This is a genomic window from Ruminococcus turbiniformis, assembly GCF_020687545.1.
In the GTDB taxonomy this organism is placed as follows: domain Bacteria; phylum Bacillota; class Clostridia; order Lachnospirales; family Lachnospiraceae; genus Mediterraneibacter; species Mediterraneibacter turbiniformis.
In genome coordinates, this window is record NZ_JAJEQX010000007.1 from 1 (window position 1) to 20,607 (window position 20,607).

The following is a 20,607-nucleotide window of genomic DNA, read 5'->3' on the forward strand; positions in this document are numbered from 1 at the left end:
GACGAAAGGAAGCCTGGAGACAGGCAGGCAGGCGGACATCATCGCCGTGAAGGGCAACCCGCTCGAAGACGTGTCTGTTTTAAAAGACGTGTACTTCGTTATGAAAAACGGACATACTTATAAAAATTTGACGTAATCTAATTTATTGATATCCTTTCCCAAAATCCCCGGCGGAACTGTTGCACTCCGCCGGGGATTTTACCTTTAGGAAATAATTTAACCTTCGGAACAATCATATTTTTAGCAATAAAATTCTTTCGCGGCGCGGATCAGATACCCGGTATCTTCCGCACCGGCAGTCTCATACGGAGAGTGCATAGCGAGCTGGGGCAGACCGATGTCCACTGTGTTGAGGGCGACCTGCGTATTCGAGATATTGCCGAGCGTGGAGCCGCCGGCCATGTCGGAGCGGTTGGCAAAGGTCTGGACCGGCACGCCTGCGCGGGCGCAGATATCCCGGAACATGGCGGCGGAGACACCGTCTGTGCAGTACTTCTGGTTCGCGTTGAACTTGAGCACAATTCCTCCGTTTAGGCAGGGGCGGTTGGAAGGATCGGCTTTGTCTGCATGGCTCGGGTGAACGGCATGCGCGTTGTCCGCAGAGATCATCAGACTGTCCGCCAGGTGAATCAGGTAATCCTCGCGCGTGCAGTGAAGGCATTCGTGGATACGCGTCAGCGTGTCGTACAGGAAAGTGGAAGCGGCGCCCTGCTTTGTGCCGCTTCCGACTTCTTCATTGTCAAGGACACAATACACACCCATGTACTGTTCTTTCTGCCCCGCGAGGAACCCCTTCAGAGAGGCGAATGCACACTGAAGATCGTCCAGCCGGCTGCAGGAGATAAACTCTTCCGACGCGCCCCAGATGCTCCCTTTCTGCCTGTTGTAGAGGAAAAGGTCGTGTCCGAGGACGTCCGATTCCTTTACGCCGGCTGCTTCGGCTATGGTTTTCATAAAGGTACCCTTTGATTCGCTCATGCCGTAGAGAGGCAGGAGGTCTTTCTGGGCGTTGTACTTATAGCCGTTGTTCGCCTCCCGGTTCATATGAATGGCAAGGTTCGGGATCAGGACGAGATCACGGTCCACGTTTACCAGGCGGATGTCAAAGGTTCCGTCTGCTTTATTTTTGGTGATTACGCGGCCGGCGACAGAGAGCGGCCGGTCAAACCAGGGCGCGCAGAGCATGCCGCCGTAGCGCTCCACGTTGAGCCGGATGCAGTTCCCGGCGGATTCAAGCTCCGGGTTCTCCTTGATTTTGAAGGTGGGAGAATCGCTGTGGCTGGCGATGATCCGCATGCCGGACATCTCCTTTTCAGGAACGGAAAACGCGATGATGGATGAGGCGTTTCTCGTCACAAAGCAGGAGCTTCCGGGGGCGATGCTCCATCTCTCATTTTCCCGGAGTTCAGTAAAACCGTTTTTAAGAAGGATCTTTTTTATATTGTCAATGGCGTGAAAGCACGACGGACTGCTTTCGATAAAGTTTATCAGTTCCGAAGATATTTCATGATTCATAGCTGCTTCAGGCTCCTTTTCTGATATTTCTGATAATCAGCATATAATCAGCGCCAGGTTCTGTCAAGCTTGTCCCTTGTACACTGACGCGATTGTGTTACAATAGTAAGAAGATCGGGGAAAAGACAACTATGAAACGGAGATTCAGAAAAGAGGAACCGGAATACGATGACAGACAGGAAAGGAATATCCCGCCACGCAGAGAGCGCTTTTGACGAGAGCCGGGCGGTCCGGATACTCTCGGAAAAGCTGGAAGAGGGGCGCAGGATCAGGACGTTTTTCCGGGAAAATGACAGGACTCCGAATCACGACGGATTTTTTGAACTTGTCACAGAGGATGGAGTGCCGCGGAAACAGTTTATCGTTCAGATCAAAAAGACCGGGCGGATGACGCCGGAGAAAAAAGGAAAAAACAAGGGAAAATATGTATACAGGCTGGAGACAGCCTTTCTTTCCTATGTCAAAAACCGGGTGACAGACGCGCCGGCAGTTTATTTTACAGTGGATATTGATACGGGAAATATATTCTGGGTTTACCTGTCGGAAGCTTTTCTGGACTCCGTGGACTTTGAGGGAAAAAGAAGCGTTGTGTACGCGTTTTCAGAGCAGGAGATTCTGCGCGACACAGCAGAATTCTGCCGTGCGCTGGAAAAGATTTTGTCTGAGAGAGGAAAGAATACTGTTTGGGTACCGGACGGCACTGTGTCAGAAGAAGACGCGGCAGAAAGGAACAGACGGCTCCGGAGAGTCCGGGAAGTTCCGGGATATGCCGGAAACGAAATAGATCGGGAAATCGTGCCGGCGGCTGCGGATGAAGCAGGCAGAAGGATTACATATACGGAACTGGAAGCGTACATGACGAGCGCCGGGATACGGGCAGTGCAGATTCTCGGCGAGGGCGGTACGGGAAAGACGTCTTATCTGCGGTGCTTCGCGGATGAGCTGGAGAAAAGCGGAGCGAGAGTGAGTTATATCCCGCTTGGCGGAGCGGACGGGGCGGAGCCGGCGAGCCAGACGGAAGCGGTGAACCGGGCGGAAATGACGAACCGGACGAATGCGATGGACCGGCTGATGCAGTTGGACGAGTTGATGCAGGCGCAGGCGGCCGCACCTTCAGGGACTGGTGTTAGGACTGGTGTCAGATGGGTTCTCCTTGACGGCTTCAACGAGATACGAAGTGATTTCAGGATGTCTGCGGCCCGGCAGATCGGGCGGCTTCTTGAACAGGAAAATATCAGGATTGTCATTGCGTCACGGCAGAAGATTACCGGAACATACCGTCTTTACGGGATTCCGGTTCTGCGAATGCAAAAGCTGAGCAGAGAACAGACAGAACAGTACTTAATCCGCCACGGTTCTGCTCTGCCGGAGAGTTTCGGAGAGCTGTTGTCTGTTCCCATGATGCTGACCGTCTATGCAGACACGAACAGAGAACTGGCGCTGCACAGAGACAGCCTGTATTTCCGGTTCCATGAGAGAAACGGGAAAAGAGCATATCTGATTCTGGATTACATGGAAAGTCTGGCGGCGAAATATTTCATGCAGGGCGGCGGGGAGGAACAGAGAGACCTTGCGCTGGCTCTCTATACCGGGCACTTTCTTCTTCCGTATATTGCATACAGAATGGAGAGGGAGCGCTGTTTGACTGTGAGCGAGGACGTTATGTACCGGTATGTGGAAGATTTTCTGGATCTTCAGAGGGAAGAGCGGTTTCGGGAAGAGAAGAGAGGGGAGGCGGACAGTGCTGCTGCACGGTGGTTTGCTCGAAGGGGAATCGGAGATATTTCCGGCATTGAGGAGCTGACATTTGCGCAGGCAGCAGAATATCTCCGCTCATTTCCGGACGTATTTTCCGGATGGGGACAGTGGGCGTTCGCCCATCAGAATTACAGAGATACGCTGGCAGCTTCGTATATTGTCAGCGTGTGTACGGCAGCCTGTGACCGCAGCAAATATCTCAGAAGGCATATCGGATCAGGCCATGGGGACAGCGATTCCCGGGGCGTTATCCCGGATGTGCTGAATTATGTGATTTCGGAAGAAACGATACAATTTATAGCGGAGCTTCTGGAAGGGAATGAGGAGATGTCGGATGCTGTTTTGGATCTGCTCCGGTACCGGCCCGGCGATGAAGTGCGTATTCCGCTGTACAATGTTCTGCAGATAATAAAGTACCGGGATCAGAATCTGGCGGGAACGAATTTCCGCGGACTTGATCTGAAAGGGCAGATACTCGGCCCCTTTATCGACAGCCGCGGAAAGCGGGCGGATTTTACAGATGCCGTGATCTATCCGGAGACGCTGCTTCCCGCGGGCCATAAGAGCCGGGTGTCAAAGGTCTGCCATTCTCCCGACGGGAAGTGCTTCGCGACTGCATCGGAAGACGGATGCGTCTGCGTGTGGGAGACGGCAACGTGTCAGTTGCTGAGAAGACTTCAGATGAGCAGAGATGATTTTATGACAGGACTTTTATTTTCTCCGGATTCGGCCTTCCTGGCCGCTGCGTCTTTCCGGACAGTGGAGGTATGGGATATGGAAGATGAGAGTGTACACCGCATTTTTCCCTGCAATATGGGCGATGATCTGAGTACGGCTGACCCGGCAGAACGGCTGATTTCCTTTGACGATACGATATCGAATATCTGCTGGCATCCGTACCGAAGACAGATGATATACGGAAGACACAGCGGGAAGGTAAATGTGGTCGATGTAAGAAATGGTACGCTTCTGCTGAGTCTTGAACAGGAAGAAGAGGTGTGGGATCGAAGGCGCGGCGGAAGAATGGATGTATGTGTATACTCAACGGATGGAAGCCGGATCGCTGCGGGAGGCAGCGACGGATATGTGAGGATATGGGACAGCGGGACAGGAAGACTGCTGCGTTCGTTTCCCGCCCATGATGTTCCGGAAAAATACGCGGGAATGACGGTGAGGGACCTGCGTTTTACACCGGATCATAAGCTGCTCTCTGCGGGAGAGGATGGAACCCTTGCCCTGTGGGATGCCGGGAGCGGGGAGGATACAGGGAGCGGGGATCTTCTGAAGCGTTTCGAGGGACACAGAAAGTGGATTCACAGAATCAGTCTGAACGAAGACGGGTCGCTGGCGGCTAGCGCATCGGCGGATCACACGGTGAGAATCTGGAGTCTTAAGGAGGGCAGATGCGTCCATGTGCTCAGAGGGCATGAAGAGATCGTGCAGTGGGCGGAGTTTCAGCCCGGAGGGACACTTCTTGCATCGGCGGACTGCGGCGGCGTAATCGGAATATGGGACGCTGTATCGGGAAAGAATCTTCATATGATACATGCCCACGGAGATATTGTAGGCGGAATCAGTTTCAGTCCGGACGGGACGCGGCTTATGGCAGCGTCTCTGGATGGGGATGTCTCGGTGTGGAACGCTGATACCGGAGTCAGGATACAGACTCTGAACCGCAGCGGGCGGAAGGTGCGCAGGATGCGGCTCACCGCGGACCAACGGCTGCTCACCGCCGATACTCCCGAGCACACGGATCGGGTGTGGGATCTGCGGACGGGGAAATGTGTCTGGGAGAAACGGGATGAGATCTGGGAGGATCCGTTCAGCCCGGACGGAAAGAAAGCGCTGATTTTTACGGAAGAAAAGAGGCTGGAGCTCTGGGATATTATACAGAATATACGGCTCTGGTCAAAACCGTGTGACGAGGAGATCAGCAGTGTTACATGGGATGGGGGACAGCGGCATGTAACGGCGCTTACAGACGAAAGAAACGTACTGTCTGTTGATATGATGTCCGGTGAAATAATCCCTACGCGCAGTTCGGATACGGAGAGTGCGGGATGGCAGACGGACGCAGAATGGCACGCGGGAGATCTCAGAGACATTAAGCGCCTGTATCCGGATGACATAATCTTAGATGTTTCTTCTGACAGAGGGCATACGCTGACAGCGGTTCTGCTCGGAGACGGGGAGATCATTCTGGCTGATCCGGAAAACGGGAAGGAGCGGAAAAGGCTCCGGATTGGAGACCGGTGTGTGACCGGGATTGAATTCAGCGATGACGGAGAGATCCTTCTTTGCTGCGCGGATCAGATCGTGTACGGCCTGGAACTGAAAACCGGGCGCTGGAGCATCCTGGCGGATCAGAGATATGAGGAACGGCTGGAGGGATGCGAACTGGTGAACACTGTGTTTGCAGACGGCATGGAGGAGAAGGATATCCGGCTTTTGAAGCGCTATTCCGTATAAAACGCGCGCATGATATATCGGTTAGCGCCGGCGGACCGGGAATGAGCGTATTCCCCCGTATGCTGACGCCATGGAGAATTTTGAGACGGGAGATGGGAAAATGAGAATTCTGATTGCGGAGGATGAAAAAGATTTGAACCGGATTCTCGCCTCCAGACTGGAGGCGGAACACTACAGCGTGGACGCTTGCTTCAATGGGAAGGAAGCGCTGGAATATCTGGCGAGCGCCGAGTATGACGCTGTTGTGCTGGATATTATGATGCCGGGCGCGGACGGCCTGACTGTGCTGAAAAAGATGCGTGACAGAAACGACGGGACACCGGTGATTCTTCTCACTGCAAAGGACAGCGTGGAGGACCGGGTCAGAGGACTTGACGCCGGAGCCAACGATTATCTTGTGAAGCCGTTTGCCTTCGAGGAGCTGCTGGCGCGGATCAGGGTGCTCCTGCGAAAGCCCGCCGAGACGCCGAAGACGTGCTACCGGGTAGGGGATCTGGAAGTGCATATGGATACACATCAGGTTGTGCGGGGAGGAAAGGAGATCCGTCTCTCGGGAAAAGAGTTTGCTCTTCTGCGGTATATGGTTCAGAACGAGGGAATCGTGCTCTCGAGAGACCGGCTGGAGGAACACCTGTGGAATTTTGATTATGCAGGCGGTTCCAATGTGATCGATGTCTATATCCGGTATCTGCGCAAAAAGATCGACGAAGGGCACGAGACGAAGCTGATTCATACAGTGCGCGGAACGGGATATGTATTGAAGGTGGAAAAATGAGACGGATTTCTCTGAAGCTGAAACTTACTTTAATGTATACATTTTTCATGCTGCTTCTGACATGTGCGGCACTGGCGATTCTGTTTTCGCTGAGCAGCAGGGAGGTGCTGACTTCCACACAGGCAAAACTGGAGCGGCGTGTACAGGAGAGTGTGGAAGATATCTCGGTCCGGAGCGAAGCGCTGAGAGTGGATTCGGATTTCTACTCGGTTGCAGGCGACGTGTATCTGTCTCTGTACGACACCAACATGTATTTCCTCTACGGGCGGCTGCCTCACGGGTTTTCTCAGCAGCCGGAATTCTCCGACGGTGAGATGAGGACGATACGGGACGGAAATAGAGAGTGGTATGTGTACGACATGGCCGTTGCTGTTTCGGATACACAGACAGTGTATGTCCGCGGCGTGACATCCATCACTGACGCGGAGGAGAGTTTCGCCGTGACGGTCCGCTTCGCGCTGATACTGCTTCCCGTAATGGTGCTGGCAATCGCATTTATCGGCTACCGGTTTACGAGGAGAACGCTGCTTCCGGTGAGAAAGATCACCCGGACAGTACGGGAAATTCGCGCGGACGCAGATCTTTCCCGCCGGATCGGTATAACAGAGGGGGATGAAAAAGAGCGGGATGAGATCTATGTTCTTGCGGCGACGTTTGACGATATGCTCTCAGAACTGGAGGAGGTATTCCGCAGAGAGCAGCAGTTCACATCCGATGCTTCCCATGAACTGAGAACACCGGTCAGCGTCATACTTGCGCAGTGCGGCATGCTGCTTTCCGATGACACGCTGACGAAAGATCAGAGAGAACAGATCGGCCTGATTGAGAGAAAGGCGAAGGGAATGTCGGATATGATTTCCCAGCTTCTCTTCCTGTCGAGAGCGGATCAGGGCAGACAGCCCATCCACAGGGAATGGCTGAATATAAGTGAGCTTACGGAGATGACGGCTGAGGAACAGCAGATTCTTGCAGATGCGGATGGACGCGGAATCCGTGTGAAGACGAAGATCAGCCCGGAGCTTTATGCAAAAGTAGACGAGACGCTTTACATACGCCTGCTTGTCAATCTTCTCTCCAATGCAGTGCGGTACAGCCGGGACGGAGGTATTGTGGAAGTGGAACTGTATGCAGAACCGGCATTTGCCGGGGAGAACGGCGATGCAGAAGAGCGGAGAAGCGGCGATGCTGACGGAGCGGGAAACGGCAGCGGGGACGTCCGGAGGGCCGGCGATGTGAAACAGGCGGATGTTGTGTGCGGAAGCGTGACGGATCACGGAACCGGAATGTCAGAAGAGACGCTGCTGCATATATGGGAGCGGTTTTACCGGGCGGATTCATCCCGCACGGACAGCGGCCACTCCGGACTGGGACTCTCCATGGTACGATGGATTGTGAGAGCGCACGGAGGAAGTGTCACTGCAGAGAGCAGGGAGGGTGAGGGCAGCAGGTTTGTCTTCAGACTCCCTGTGGATGGAGGCGAATCCGGCGAAAATGAAAAAAATGAGAATTTCTAATGTTTTTTTAATCTTCCAGGGGTATAGTCATATCATCGAAAGAAAAACAATAATATAAATGACAGAAAACGAAGGGAGAAAAGACAATGAAAAAATTAGCAGTTGCAGCAGTGATTACGGTTATGGCAGTTGGAGCATTTACAGGGTGCTCGGGAAGCGGAGCGGATATCGGAAGAGACGCGGCGCTTGAGGCGGCATTAAACGACGCGGGCGTAAGTGAGTCCGATACATCGAGACTCAAAGTGTCCGAGGACAGTGATGACGGAAGAAAAATTTATGAGATCAGTTTCGACGCGAATCAGACAGAGTATGACTACGAAATACAGGCATCGGACGGCTCGATCCTAAGTGCTGAGACAGAGCAGATTCAGAATGCCGGAACGGCTGATAACGGAACACAGAACAGCGCGGACCAGGGACAGACGACAGCACAGGACAGCTCTCAGGCAGACAGCGGAACTTCTCAGAGCCAGCAGAATTCCCAGACAGCAGAGCCGGCCGTGAGTATTGACGAGGCAACCCGGATTGCCCTTGATAGAGTGGAAGGCGCGGCAGAGAGTGATATCAGAATCGAGCTTGACCGGGATGACGGCAGGATGATGTATGAAGGAGATATCATCTATAACCAGATAGAGTATGACTTTAAGATCGATGCAAATACAGGCGAGGTTGTCGAATGGAGCGAAGAGCGGGCATAAAGCCCGCTCTTAAAAAGCGATGGGAGAACACGGTCAAAATGATCAAAAAGCAGTCAAAAAGCAGTAAGTTCTGTTTGACTCGGAACACTTTTTGAGGTATAATACAAAAGATACAAGTGATGGCGCAGTAGCCAAGTGGTAAGGCGTGGGTCTGCAACACCCTGATGCACGAGTTCAAATCTCGTCTGCGCCTCTTAACCCCTGGAAAATGAATGTTTTCCAGGGGTTTTTGTATATATTAGGCTTTAGCCTGTTTCAAACAAATCCGCAGTATGCCGGTAAGGAAGAACATTTGCAAGCTATTGAGAATCATTTGAAGGGCCGGGTGCGCAAGCTGCTGGCAATTAACAAAAAAGCTTGCAAACCCCGCAAATTCGTTGTCATTTTTTAATCTTCCTTTAATCTTCCGCTTTTATACTGACAGTATAAAAAGAGAGAATCTTGATTTACTTCATTATAAAGGAGAGGAGGAGCATAAAAATGAGAAAGAGATACCTCACGGCTCTTGCGGGGATGGTGCTTGCTGCGGCGCTTATGACAGGCTGCGGAGCAGCGCGGGGAAGCCAGTCGTCGGGAACAGGAAGCGGTTCAGATATATCAGGGAGAACAGAGGAAGAGATGCAGGCTGAGATTGATTCGCTCCGTCAGGAACTTGATGAATTGAAGAATGCGCAGGAGCAGAGCACAGCAGAAAACGGCCAGAGCAGCAGTCAGGCTTCATCTTCAGACCAGAACAGTGCGCAGGCATCATCCGGGGATCAGGGAACAGCCGGTCAGACGGCGGAAGACAGTCAGTCCGGCACGGGAAATATGGGCGGATCAGATGTGCAGATCTCGCAGGAGGAAGCACAGAATATCGCACTCGAGAGAGTGCCGGGAGCCACGGCCCAGCATATCTCGATTGAGCTGGAATATGATGACGGCTGGTATATATATGAAGGAGATATCCTTTACAACAGAACGGAATACGAGTTTGAGATTGATGCCAATACGGGAACGATCCTGAAGTGGGAACAGGAACAGTGGTGAGAAAATGATTTTGCAGAAGGGGCGCCTTTGTTTACAGAGGGCGCTCCTTCTTGTATTATAAATATGTAAAAACGAGAGAGGTGAGCATGAATGAAACGAAAAGAGCGTGTAAGCTGTGAGACGTGTGCCTTCTATATATATGATGACGAGTACGGGGCATACATGTGTGATATGAATATGGATGAAGACGACTATGTGCGTATTATGTCGGACAGGTATTACCAGTGTCCGTATTACAGAAACGGCGATGAGTATGCTGTTGTCAGAAAGCAGATGTAGGATGAAAAGAGAAGCGGGCTGGAGGTGAAGACGATGAAAAAGGCGGTTCTGTTTGACGTGGATGATACGCTGTATGACCAGACAGTGCCTTTTAAGGAGGCATACAGTGAATATTTCGGACCGGACGCGGCGGTGCCGGCGGATGAACTTTATCCGGTATCGAGAAAATACAGCAATCAGGTGTTTGCCAGGGCTATGTCAGGGGAAATGTCCATGGAAGAGATGTACATTTATCGTATGCAGAAAGCGTTTGAGGAATTTGGTGTAAAGATCAGTGATGAAGATGCACTCGGATTCCAGTATGCTTATGTGAACCGGCAGAGGAATATCCATATGACGCCCCTGATGAGAGAACTTCTTGCGTGGTGTTCCGGGCGGGCACCGCTTGGGATTATCACAAACGGCCCTTCGGGGCATCAGTGGGACAAGGTGAAGGGACTGAAGGCGGAGCAGTGGATTCCCCGCGAAAATGTATTCATCTCGGCGGAAGTCGGGGCGGCGAAGCCGGATCGGGCGATCTTTGATCTGGCGGCGCGCAGGATGAAAGCGGAAGAAGCGCAGAAGTGGTTTGTCGGTGATGCGTATGAGCTGGATATCGAAGGAGCGATGAATGCCGGGTGGAAGACAGTGTGGATCAACCGGAGAGGGAATTTAAGGCCGGATGGAAAACCTGCGCCGGAGTATGAGGTGAGATCGGAAGAAGAGCTTTTTGCGGTGATGCAGGAGGTATTGGACAGTGACCGGTGAAGGATATCTGTGGCGATATGAAAGAGCTGTGACAGACGATACAGATAAGATTACAGAATTAGTATCAGAAACAATACGGACTGTGTATCCGCAGTATTATCCGTCCGGAGTAGTAGAATTTTTCTGCTTGCTTCACAGGCGGGATCAGATAGAGAAAGACATTCAGGAAGGAAATGTGCGGGTACTGCGTTCATGTGGAAAGATTATCGGAACAGGGACTCTGAACGGGCATCATATCACAAGAGTATTTGTGATGCCTGAGCATCAGCATCAGGGATGCGGAACGTATATTATGCATGAACTGGAACGGGAAATTGGTGAGAAATATAGCAGTGCGGTGCTGGATGCGTCGCTGCCTGCAAGCTGTCTGTATGAGAAGATGGGATACTGTACTGTCAGACATGAGCGGATAAAGGCGGCGGAAGACGCCGTGCTTGCGTATGAAGTAATGGAAAAAAATTGTGTGATTATTCTCCTGACAAATTGACATAAAGAAAAATTAGGAATAAAATGGAAAAGGCAGTATTTGTCTTTTAAAGAAATTAATTTATGTTGGGAGGACGTTATGAGGGCGAGGCTTAAAAGGCTGACTGCATATGCGGCAGCAGTAGTATTGTTAGTTACTTCCGGAATTACGATGGACGTTTCGGCAGCAGATGCGGAAGGCAACACGCAGGAAATAACAGTTACGTACGGGCAGACAGAAGCCAGGACAATGTTTGAAATGATCAATGATTTCCGAACAGGTGATGATGCCTGGGCGTGGGATGAAAGCAATGAGAACAAGATTTCCTATGACGGTCTGTCTGAATTGCAGTATGATCCGGTTCTCGAGGAGGTCGCTATGCAGAGGGCGGCGGAAATAGCTGTCTATTATTCGCATACAAGACCGAACGGAAGCGACTGCTTTACTGCATATCCTGCCGGTTATAACGGAAAGGGAGAGAACATTGCCTATGGCTATGAATCAGCAGAAGCGGTTTTCATTGCATGGCGGGAAGACAATGAAGATTTTGCCGGGCAGGGACACCGGCGCAATATGCTGGGGAATTTTAATGCTGTCGGCATTGGTCATGTCACCTACAACGGAGTTGAATACTGGGTACAGGAATTTGGGCTTACAGCCAATCCTATAAAAACACCGGGTGAAGCAGTAGACGGTCAGAGGACTGTTTCCATTGAAATGCCGTCTGCGGAGCAGACTGTAACAGCTATGTCCATTGACGGAAAGACAGTTACTTACAGTCTGAACAATGTGCCGGATATTCTTCAGGGATTTGCCGGTATGCTTACCTCTGTTACCATAGAGACAAACCGTGGAAGAACATATACGATTGGTGCGCAGTGGGAGTATGATGAGGCAGCCAACGTACTCAAATTAAAGGATGGAACTTATACGCTTCCCTCGAATCTTTCAGATCCGAACGGCATACTGGAAGCGGGGATTGCTCTGCAGAGAATTAGTACAGACCTGGGTCCATGGGACGCTGAAAATTACCCGGTTACAAGCCGTACAGTGCATGAGGGACAGGCCTTAAGTATCACCCTGAATCCAGTGTATATAGAAAACAGTATAACAGGCTATTCCTGGTATAAGCTTGAAAACGGTGTATTATCGGCTATTTCAGGCGCCACAGGAAAAACATATGAAAAGACTGATATCAGTGCAGACGATGCCGGAAAGTATGTTGCTGTTTATGAGGTTTACGGACAAATGTGCATCACTCCGGCGAAGACAGTAACGGTCACTCAGCATACATGGGATGAAGGCAAAATCACAACGGAACCCGGTGAGACTACAGAGGGTGTAAAGACTTATACATGTACATATGCAGGATGCGGGGCTACAAAGACAGAGACGATTCCTCCGACAGGAGAGCATAAGCACACTGTTGTGACAGATCCAGCCGTGGAAGCGACCTGCACGGACCCGGGCCTGACAGAGGGAAGCCACTGTTCCGTGTGCCATGAAGTGCTTACAGCACAGCAGGAAGTTCCCGCACTTGGACATAAGTGGGACAATGGAACTGTGACAAAAGAGGCGACGTGCGGAAAAGCAGGCGAGAAGACATATACCTGTGAAAGATGTAAGACTACAAAGACCGAAGAAATTCCTGCGACAGGAGAGCACACTGTTGTGACAGATCCGGCTGTGGAAGCGACCTGCACGGACCCGGGCCTGACAGAGGGAAGCCACTGCTCCGTGTGCCATGAAGTGCTTACAGCACAGCAGGAAGTTCCCGCACTTGGACATAAGTGGGACAATGGAACTGTGACAAAAGAGGCGACGTGCGGAAAAGCAGGCGAGAAGACATATACCTGTGAAAGATGTAAGACTACAAAGACCGAAGAAATTCCTGCGACAGGAGAGCACACTGTTGTGACAGATCCGGCAGTGGAAGCGACCTGCACAAAGACCGGACTGACGGAGGGAAGCCACTGTTCCGTATGCGGCGAAGTGATCGTGAAGCAGGAAGTGGTTCCGATGAAGGATCATAGCTATGGTGAAGGTGTAGTTACGAAAGAGCCGACCTGTACAGAGACTGGTGAAATGACATATACATGTTCTGTATGCGGAGGTACGAAGACGGAAGCTGTCGATAAGCTGGAACATACAGCTAAAACACTTCCGGCAGTGGAGCCGACCTGTACAGAGAGCGGTCTGACGGAAGGCAGTGTATGTGCGGTATGCGGCACAACGCTTGTTGAGCAGAATGTTGTGGAGCCTCTCGGACATGACTGGGATGAGGGTGAGGTTATATCCGAGGCAACTTGTACAGAAGCAGGAGCGATAAAATATACCTGTAAGAGATGTGAAGAGACGAAGACCGTCGCTGTAGATGAGAAAGGTCATACACCGGAGGTGATTCCGGGAAAAGATGCGACATGTAAAGACACGGGCCTGACAGAAGGAAGCAAGTGTTCTGTATGCGGTGTGATTCTGAAAGAGCAGGAAGTGATTCCGGTTCTGACAGAGCATGCATGGGATGAAGGAACCGTTCTGGAAGAAGCGACCTGTACAAAAGACGGCCAGATGCTTTATACATGTACTGTCTGTGAAACTACGAAGACAGAAACGATTGAAGCGCCGGGACACACTGTAGTTATAGATCCGGCTGTAGATCCGACTTATACGGAGGAGGGCCTGACAGAAGGAAGTCACTGTTCTGTATGCGGCGAAATCCTGAAAGAGCAGATGGTAGTTCCGAAACTTGAGAAACCAGCCGGCGGAGATGAGAATAACGGAACGACAGGCAATACGGAAGACACAGGAAATACAACAGGAGCAGCAGGCACGACAGGTACAGACAACAGTGCATCAAATACAGCGAACAAGGCTGTGAAAACCGGAGATACAGGAAATATTCTTCCGACAGCTGTTATGCTTATCGCAAGTCTTTCTGTGATCGGAGCCGTTCTTGTCGGAAAGAAGAGAAGACTTTTCTGAACTGAAAAGTTAAAAGGTTGCAGCAAGCAGCAATATTAAAAAAGTTTTAGCCCCTGCAGAGATTGCGAGTCAATGTCTGCAGGGGTTTTTGACAAAGAAAGGAGTGTGTGATATTGTGTTCGGAAGGAAGAAGAAAACACATTCGTACCACATCGAATCCTACAATCCTTCCACCCATGTCCCGGCTGTCCGCAGCAGCATCTGCACCGGAGAGCAGGTGGCCGGGTTTAAGGAGATTTCAACAGGAAGATTCGAGGAGGTCATGCTGATTCAAAACAGCGGTGACCTGCAGGCTTTCCGGGAACAGTACGGGATTGAAGGCGAGATTGAAAAAATTTATTGAGAGACTGAAAAGATTTATGGAGAGGCGGAGAATGATTCAATGAAAGAACCTGTATCAAAAGACATCAGTGATCTGACCATATACAGGAAAATACTTCCTGCGCACCCGGCGTCCTTTTCGGAATTTCCGGAGGCGCTTCACCCTGATCTGAAGACATATCTGACAGAACACGGCATACCGCGGCTTTATACCCACCAGGCTGAGATGTTTGAGGCGGCGCGCAGCGGAGAAAATGTGGTGATTACGACTTCCACGGCGAGCGGGAAGACGCTGGGGTTCCTTCTCCCGGTGCTTCAGGCGGTGCTGGAAGACCCGCTTACGAGGGCGGTTTTTGTATATCCGACAAAGGCACTTGCGAGCGATCAGTACCGGGCGCTCCAGCCGTTTCTTGAATATTTCGGGGAGGGAAAGATCTGCGCAGGCGTCTATGACGGGGACACAATGAAGGCAGAGCGCAGCCGGATCAGAAAGAGTGCGAACATCATACTTACAAATCCGGAGATGCTAAATGCAGCGTTTCTGCCGAACCACAGCAAATACGGGTTTGACTTTATCTTTACGAATCTGAAGTACGTGGTGATTGACGAGCTTCACAGCTACAGGGGCGCGTTCGGCGCGCATCTGGCAAATATTTTCCGGAGGATGAAGCGGGTGTGCGGTTATTACCGTTCGAAACCGCAGTTTTTGTGCAGTTCGGCTACGATTGCGAACCCGGTGGAACTGGCGGAACGGATCTGCGGGGAGAAGTTTGCGCTGATCGACAGAGACGGCTCGCCTGCGCCGGAGAAGGAGTACCGGATTATACAGCCGCCGGAGATCAAAGGAAGCAACGATAAAATCTATGGCAGACGGTCCGCGTCCTCGGTGGCTGCGGAAATGATTCCCGAACTGACGGAAGAAGACCGCCATTTTATCGCTTTCGGGCGGAGCCGGAGAAATGTGGAAGTTATTTTAAAGGAATCGAGGGACAGGCTGGATGCGGCAGGTTTTCTCGGAAAGGGAGACGGCGGGAAAATCGCCGGATACCGGGGCGGCTACACTCCTTTAGAGCGGCGGGAGATTGAGAGAAAAATGGCAGAAGGGGAGCTCTCCGGTCTGGTGTCCACCAATGCGCTCGAACTGGGAATTGACATCGGAAATTTGGATTCCACGGTGATCGTAGGTTATCCCGGCACGCGTGCTTCCTTCTGGCAGCAGACCGGGCGCGCCGGACGGAGCAGGGGCGAACAGGGCAGATGTATCAATTATCTCATACTGGAAAACCAGCCTTTTGACCAGTACATTGCCATTGATCCGGAGTGGCTCTTCTCACAGGGGAGCGAGAATGCAATCGTAGATCCGGACAACCTGCTTATCCAGCTTGCACATATCCGGGCGGCCGCGGCGGAGATGCCGCTTTCGCTGGATGATATTGCGCTGTTTCCGGATCTGGGAGAAGTGATTCCAGTGCTTCTGAATGCGGAGGAAGTAAAGAGCCTGTCCGGGCGGTTTTCATGGTCAGGTCCGGCATTTCCGGCGGGAGATTACAGTCTCCGGAATATGGACAGAACCAGATTTAAGCTGATCGTAAAAGAACAGGTCGAGTTTACGGACGGGGTGAGACAGGCGGCGGGTCCGGGACGTGAAGTTACGGAAATGGACGAGACGCAGGCGTATCATGAACTTCATCCGGGCGCGGTCTACATGCATGAAGGTACGCTGTACGAAGTGCTGAAACTGGATCTCGTCAGCAGAACCGCTGAGGCGGTGCCGTTTGAGGGAAATTACTATACTGTGCCTGCGGGAACAGAAGAGACACGGATTCTCCAGGCATTCCATGAAGAGACGGTTGGACGGACGACAGTACACTTTGGAGATGTCAATGTCAATGAAATTGTTTCCATGTTTAAGAAGCTGCAGTTCCACAACCACCAGAATCTCGGATACGTGGAGCTGACACAGCCTCTTCAGAAAGACTATGACACGGAGAGTACGTGGATTGAGATTCCGGAAAATGTGACAGACGTATACAGAAGCCTGCTTATGCCGAACCGGCTCGGAGAGCTTGTTCTGAACGACCATTTTGAGGGACTCTGCTATGCCCTGAAAAATGCTGCCATGATGACAACGATGACGGCCCGGGATGATATCGATGCGGTTGTCTCCAACAACGCCGCGATACCGGACGGGCGCAGGGAACAGATAGTCTCCCTCTTCATCTATGACAAATATGAGGGAGGTCTTGGATATTCGGAGAAGATATCCGAGCTTGTGCCGCAGATTATTGCAAATGCCGTCCGTATGGTTGAGGGATGTCCGTGCGAAAGCGGATGTCCGGCTTGCGTGGGAGATTACAGTCTGGATAAGAAGATGGTGCTCTGGGGGCTGAAGAACCTGCTGGAGGAGAGTGAGCCGCCGGAGTATGAACAGAAACAGATTGAGGAATCACGTCCGTTTGTTCAGAAAGGATTTTCTTTCTACAAACTGCCGGAAGAGTGGGCGGAATTCTGCGATTCCGTGATCAGAAGCGGGGAGAGCGGCGGCGCATTTCTGAGAACAGTTGAGGCGGCAGATGTCAGCGGGCACAGACTGATTCTCACCGTGGGAAACGCGTTCTATGAGGAGTGGCTTATGGACCCGGACAATGTGCGCGGACTGGAAAATACGATACGTTACCATGCAGTATGTCCGTCGGATATGCGCATTGAAGTGAGAGTGAGCGAAGACCGCGGCAGAGCGGAAAAGATCAGAGGAAAACTCCGGAGAAGATATGAAGACAGACTTTCGTGACATGTGGAGACAACTGAATCATTATCAGCAGGAGGCTGTGCTCGATGAGAACCCTGCCTGTGTGGTGAACGCCAATGTGGGAAGCGGAAAGACGACAGTGCTCATCGCCAAAGTACTCTGGCTGCATATGGAAAAGCAGATTCCTTTTGAAGACATGGCGGTGCTGACTTTTACGAACAAGGCGGCGGATGAGATCATCGCCAGGCTGAAAAAGAGCTGTGAAGGGGAGATTGCTCCGGAGCAGGTACACGGGTTCGGCACCTTCCACAGTGTGGCACTGCGCCTGCTCAAAGACAGACTTTCTGTGGAAACCGCCGGCTGGACAAAAGAGTTTACTGTGATGGACCCGGATGAAGAAACTGATCTTGCACTGGAACTGATCACGTCCCGGGGTCTGAAAGTGAAATATAAAAACCGGCTGAAAAAACGGCTGGAACAGGAATACGGGGCTTATGAGAGCGGAAAGGCGGAAAGCCGGTATAAAGATGACCTGTTCGCGCTGTATCCACTGCTTCTTAAGGAGAAGAAACGGCAGAATAAGATGGCGTTTTCCGATCTGCTTCGGGTGAGCACAGAACTGCTCTCACCGGGCGGCGGATCTGCGGATGCAGAAGCGGAAAATGGAGTCTGGCGTCCGGCCTGGGTGATCGTAGATGAGGTGCAGGACAGCGATGCGCTTCAGATGGAATTTCTGGCTGCGCTGCTGGGGCAAACCGGGAAAGGCGAGGAACATAAGGAACACGAGGAACACAGAGGGAAGCTTTTCGCAGTTGGGGACCCGAATCAGGTGATCTACAGCTGGAGGGGAACAGGGGACAACATGTTTTTTCTTCTGAAACACCGGTTTGGAGCAAGAGAGCTGACTCTCCCGGTGAATTACCGTTCCGGCGCATCCATTCTGGAGGCGGCAAACCGTTTCCTTCAGTTTGGAACCGGAATACAGGGGGACAGGGAAAACCGCGGGACAATTACCGTGAAAAATCATTACGATCCGTTTCAGGAGGCGGAATATCTGGCAGAACGGATACGCGGGATGCATGAGAGCGGAACCGCATACCGCGACATTGCGGTGTTTTACCGGCTTCAGAGACAGTCGGAGCTTCTCGCGAAAGTGTTTGAGAGGCACGGTATTCCGTATGAACTGTCTGTGAAGGAAACACTGAAAGATATCCCTGTTCTTGACTGGCTGGTGAAAGTATTGCGTTTCTCTGTAAACTCTATGGATGAGCAGACCGGAATCGCAGTGCTGGCTGATCCTTTGTACGGAGAAAAGTGTACGAAGAAAAAGGCAGGACAGATCGTCAGGGAAGACAGGCGGGAGACGTCAGAACTGTACAGGCGGATGAAGGAGTTCCCCTGCGGTGTGTTCTCCGGGAAAGAGGAAGAGTTCCCGTCTGCACAGGCGCTCTTTGACTGGTTCGGACTGAGGGAGGCACTGCATCCGACGTCCGCAGAGTACAGGCGGGACGCGCAGACGGCGTTGGCATTTCTGGAAGAAGTCTGCGCGTACTGCGGGCAGATCTTAGAGGAAGGGCCGGGAAAAAGATATATGGACTGCATGCGGGAATTTATCAACAGTTCCGCGCTCTACGGCATGAAAATCGACGCGGGAGAAAAGAACGCGGCGGATAAGAACGCGGTGGATGGCGGGGAAACAGGCGAGGCGCCGGACTCGGTAAAACTCATGACCCTCCACGCCTCCAAAGGTCTGGAATTTGATACGGTGTTTATCATCGGTGTGAACCCGGGACTGATTCCGCTCCGCTGTACCGGTTTTGAGCAGGAGGAAGAAGAGCGTCGGCTCTTTTTCGTCGGGATGACAAGGGCGAAAAACGAGCTGGAGCTTTCATGGTATACGAACCCGGGAGAGCCGGGGGTGGCCGGAGAGTACAGCCGGTATCTGAAAATGATTCCGGAGCATCTGATTTCCGGAGAGACCGGGACAGGAGGCAGTTCGGAGAAAGGATACGGCCTTCAGCAGATGAGGCGTCAGATTCAGGAAAACCGGAAGAAAAAGGAGCAGCCGGAAGAGAAAAAGGTGCGTGTACGACACCGGAAATACGGGGAAGGCGTGCTCGTATCCGATGACGGGACAACCGTGGAGGCAGAATTTCCGGGATATGGAAAGAAACAGTTCCTGAAAGCATTCGGGGAAGTGGAGATAAAATGAGAACTGGAAAAATGGGAAAACGGGAGGAAATAGATCATGATTACAAGCACAGCCAACGCTCAGGTGAAAGAACTTGTCAGGCTGATGAAAAAGAACCGTGCGCGGGAGGAGGCAGGCGTTTTCGTGGCAGAAGGGCCGCGTATGGTCGGAGAGCTGGTTTCTGACGGGAGAATGAAGGGACGGGTCGAAAGGATCTGCCTGTCTGAGAGCTATGTACAGAAGCACAGGGAGGAGGCGGACAGTCTGGGCGGAATCTGCCGCACAGAGGTTTTTGCCGACAATGTATTCGCGCACATATCGGACACGAAGACGCCCCAGGGGATTCTGGCCGTTGTGAAACGGCTTGAATACGGAATGGATGACATCCTGGGGAAAAAGCCGGGGAAACAGGTGGGGGAACAGCCGGAACATGCACATGTACTCGTGCTGGATAATCTTCAGGATCCGGGAAACCTGGGGACGGTTTTCCGGACTGCCGAGGCAGCCGGAGCCACGGGAATCGTGCTCAGCCGCGACTGCGTGGACGTTTACAATCCGAAAGTGACGCGCTCCACTATGGGGGCGGTGTTCCGTGTACCGTTTCTGTATGTGGACGATCTTGTGGGAACGATCGGAGAGCTGAAGCAGAGCGGGCTCAGAGTGTATGCGGCGCACCTGGAGGGAAAGAACGCGTACGACAGAGAGGATTATAAAAGTGCCTGTGCCTTTCTTATAGGAAACGAGGGGAACGGACTCAGGGACGAAGTCGCGGCGTGCGCGGACTGCCGGATCCGGATCCCCATGTACGGAAAGGCGGAGTCTTTAAACGCCGCAGTTGCCGCGGCTGTGCTTATGTTCGAGGTGAGCCGTCAGAGACGTCTGTGATGCGAGGGGAAAATACAGGCAGCAGTTCAGTCCGCGCCATTCGCAAAGCTGTACTTACCTAAATGTAAATTTATGCACAACTATTGCATTTTTATGCAAAAGTGTTGTATAATAAGCATGTTTCGTGAAAGTTTATGCGCTGATTTAAAAATCCAGTTAATTATCCTGCGTCCGGTACGGCAGGGTGAGTGCTGAAAAGAGAAGCCGCCGGGCGGCAGCAGAAAGGAAG

The 20,607-nt window shown here is 51.9% G+C and carries 14 protein-coding genes and 1 tRNA gene; 14 read left to right on the top strand and 1 reads right to left on the bottom strand.

What is annotated here, in order from left to right; genetic code table 11:
* Positions 1-240: 240 nt before the first annotated feature.
* The gene (locus LKD70_RS05320; protein ID WP_227707002.1) at positions 241-1,515 is read right to left on the bottom strand and encodes a M18 family aminopeptidase; all 1,275 of its coding nucleotides are present in this window, start codon (positions 1,513-1,515) and stop codon (positions 241-243) included.
* A gap of 168 nt (positions 1,516-1,683) precedes the next feature.
* On the opposite strand from LKD70_RS05320, the gene LKD70_RS05325 reads away from it, so the two are divergent.
* The 14 genes from LKD70_RS05325 to LKD70_RS05390 all read left to right on the top strand — a co-directional run bounded on the left by LKD70_RS05325 (position 1,684) and on the right by LKD70_RS05390 (position 20,378).
* Complete coding sequence (locus LKD70_RS05325; protein WP_227707003.1) at positions 1,684-5,742, top strand: NACHT and WD40 repeat domain-containing protein; 4,059 nt, start codon at positions 1,684-1,686, stop codon at positions 5,740-5,742.
* 100 nt (positions 5,743-5,842) lie between these two features.
* Complete coding sequence (locus LKD70_RS05330; protein ID WP_227707004.1) at positions 5,843-6,517, top strand: response regulator transcription factor; 675 nt, start codon at positions 5,843-5,845, stop codon at positions 6,515-6,517.
* A complete protein-coding gene (locus tag LKD70_RS05335) occupies positions 6,514-8,031 on the top strand; it encodes a sensor histidine kinase (protein ID WP_227707005.1) in 1,518 nt (505 codons plus the stop codon). The genes LKD70_RS05330 and LKD70_RS05335 overlap by 4 nt, the downstream gene beginning before the upstream one ends.
* Positions 8,032-8,117: 86 nt before the next feature.
* Positions 8,118-8,729: a PepSY domain-containing protein gene (locus LKD70_RS05340; RefSeq protein ID WP_227707006.1), complete on the top strand. Its 612-nt coding sequence runs from the start codon at positions 8,118-8,120 to the stop codon at positions 8,727-8,729.
* A gap of 121 nt (positions 8,730-8,850) precedes the next feature.
* A tRNA-Cys gene (locus tag LKD70_RS05345) sits at positions 8,851-8,922 on the top strand.
* Between the two features lie 287 nt (positions 8,923-9,209).
* Positions 9,210-9,758, top strand: coding sequence for a PepSY domain-containing protein (locus tag LKD70_RS05350; protein ID WP_227707007.1), 549 nt, complete (start codon positions 9,210-9,212; stop codon positions 9,756-9,758).
* Positions 9,759-9,848: 90 nt separating this feature from the next.
* On the top strand, positions 9,849-10,037 hold the full coding sequence (locus LKD70_RS05355) for a DUF6472 family protein (protein WP_227707008.1): 189 nt from the start codon (positions 9,849-9,851) through the stop codon (positions 10,035-10,037).
* 33 nt (positions 10,038-10,070) lie between these two features.
* On the top strand, positions 10,071-10,784 hold the full coding sequence (locus LKD70_RS05360) for an HAD family hydrolase (RefSeq protein WP_227707009.1): 714 nt from the start codon (positions 10,071-10,073) through the stop codon (positions 10,782-10,784).
* Entirely contained in the window at positions 10,774-11,271 is a 498-nt protein-coding gene (locus LKD70_RS05365; protein WP_227707010.1) for a GNAT family N-acetyltransferase, read from the top strand. Before LKD70_RS05360 ends, LKD70_RS05365 begins: the two co-directional genes overlap by 11 nt.
* A gap of 78 nt (positions 11,272-11,349) precedes the next feature.
* On the top strand, positions 11,350-14,232 hold the full coding sequence (locus LKD70_RS05370) for a CAP domain-containing protein (protein WP_227707011.1): 2,883 nt from the start codon (positions 11,350-11,352) through the stop codon (positions 14,230-14,232).
* Between the two features lie 88 nt (positions 14,233-14,320).
* Positions 14,321-14,575, top strand: a complete 255-nt coding sequence (locus LKD70_RS05375; protein WP_227707012.1) for an aspartate dehydrogenase — start codon at positions 14,321-14,323, stop codon at positions 14,573-14,575.
* 39 nt (positions 14,576-14,614) lie between these two features.
* On the top strand, positions 14,615-17,344 hold the full coding sequence (locus tag LKD70_RS05380) for a DEAD/DEAH box helicase (RefSeq protein ID WP_227707013.1): 2,730 nt from the start codon (positions 14,615-14,617) through the stop codon (positions 17,342-17,344).
* Positions 17,325-19,514, top strand: coding sequence for an ATP-dependent helicase (locus LKD70_RS05385; protein ID WP_227707014.1), 2,190 nt, complete (start codon positions 17,325-17,327; stop codon positions 19,512-19,514). The genes LKD70_RS05380 and LKD70_RS05385 overlap by 20 nt, the downstream gene beginning before the upstream one ends.
* A 36-nt stretch (positions 19,515-19,550) precedes the next feature.
* Positions 19,551-20,378: a TrmH family RNA methyltransferase gene (locus LKD70_RS05390; protein WP_227707015.1), complete on the top strand. Its 828-nt coding sequence runs from the start codon at positions 19,551-19,553 to the stop codon at positions 20,376-20,378.
* The last annotated feature ends 229 nt before the right edge of the window (positions 20,379-20,607 follow it).

Coding starts and splice junctions, on each gene's coding strand:
- LKD70_RS05320 (WP_227707002.1), bottom strand. CDS start 1,515: ATGAATCATGAAATATCTTCGGAACTGATAAACTTTATCGAAAGCAGT.
- LKD70_RS05325 (WP_227707003.1), top strand. CDS start 1,684: ATGACAGACAGGAAAGGAATATCCCGCCACGCAGAGAGCGCTTTTGAC.
- LKD70_RS05330 (WP_227707004.1), top strand. CDS start 5,843: ATGAGAATTCTGATTGCGGAGGATGAAAAAGATTTGAACCGGATTCTC.
- LKD70_RS05335 (WP_227707005.1), top strand. CDS start 6,514: ATGAGACGGATTTCTCTGAAGCTGAAACTTACTTTAATGTATACATTT.
- LKD70_RS05340 (WP_227707006.1), top strand. CDS start 8,118: ATGAAAAAATTAGCAGTTGCAGCAGTGATTACGGTTATGGCAGTTGGA.
- LKD70_RS05350 (WP_227707007.1), top strand. CDS start 9,210: ATGAGAAAGAGATACCTCACGGCTCTTGCGGGGATGGTGCTTGCTGCG.
- LKD70_RS05355 (WP_227707008.1), top strand. CDS start 9,849: ATGAAACGAAAAGAGCGTGTAAGCTGTGAGACGTGTGCCTTCTATATA.
- LKD70_RS05360 (WP_227707009.1), top strand. CDS start 10,071: ATGAAAAAGGCGGTTCTGTTTGACGTGGATGATACGCTGTATGACCAG.
- LKD70_RS05370 (WP_227707011.1), top strand. CDS start 11,350: ATGAGGGCGAGGCTTAAAAGGCTGACTGCATATGCGGCAGCAGTAGTA.
- LKD70_RS05380 (WP_227707013.1), top strand. CDS start 14,615: ATGAAAGAACCTGTATCAAAAGACATCAGTGATCTGACCATATACAGG.
- LKD70_RS05385 (WP_227707014.1), top strand. CDS start 17,325: ATGAAGACAGACTTTCGTGACATGTGGAGACAACTGAATCATTATCAG.
- LKD70_RS05390 (WP_227707015.1), top strand. CDS start 19,551: ATGATTACAAGCACAGCCAACGCTCAGGTGAAAGAACTTGTCAGGCTG.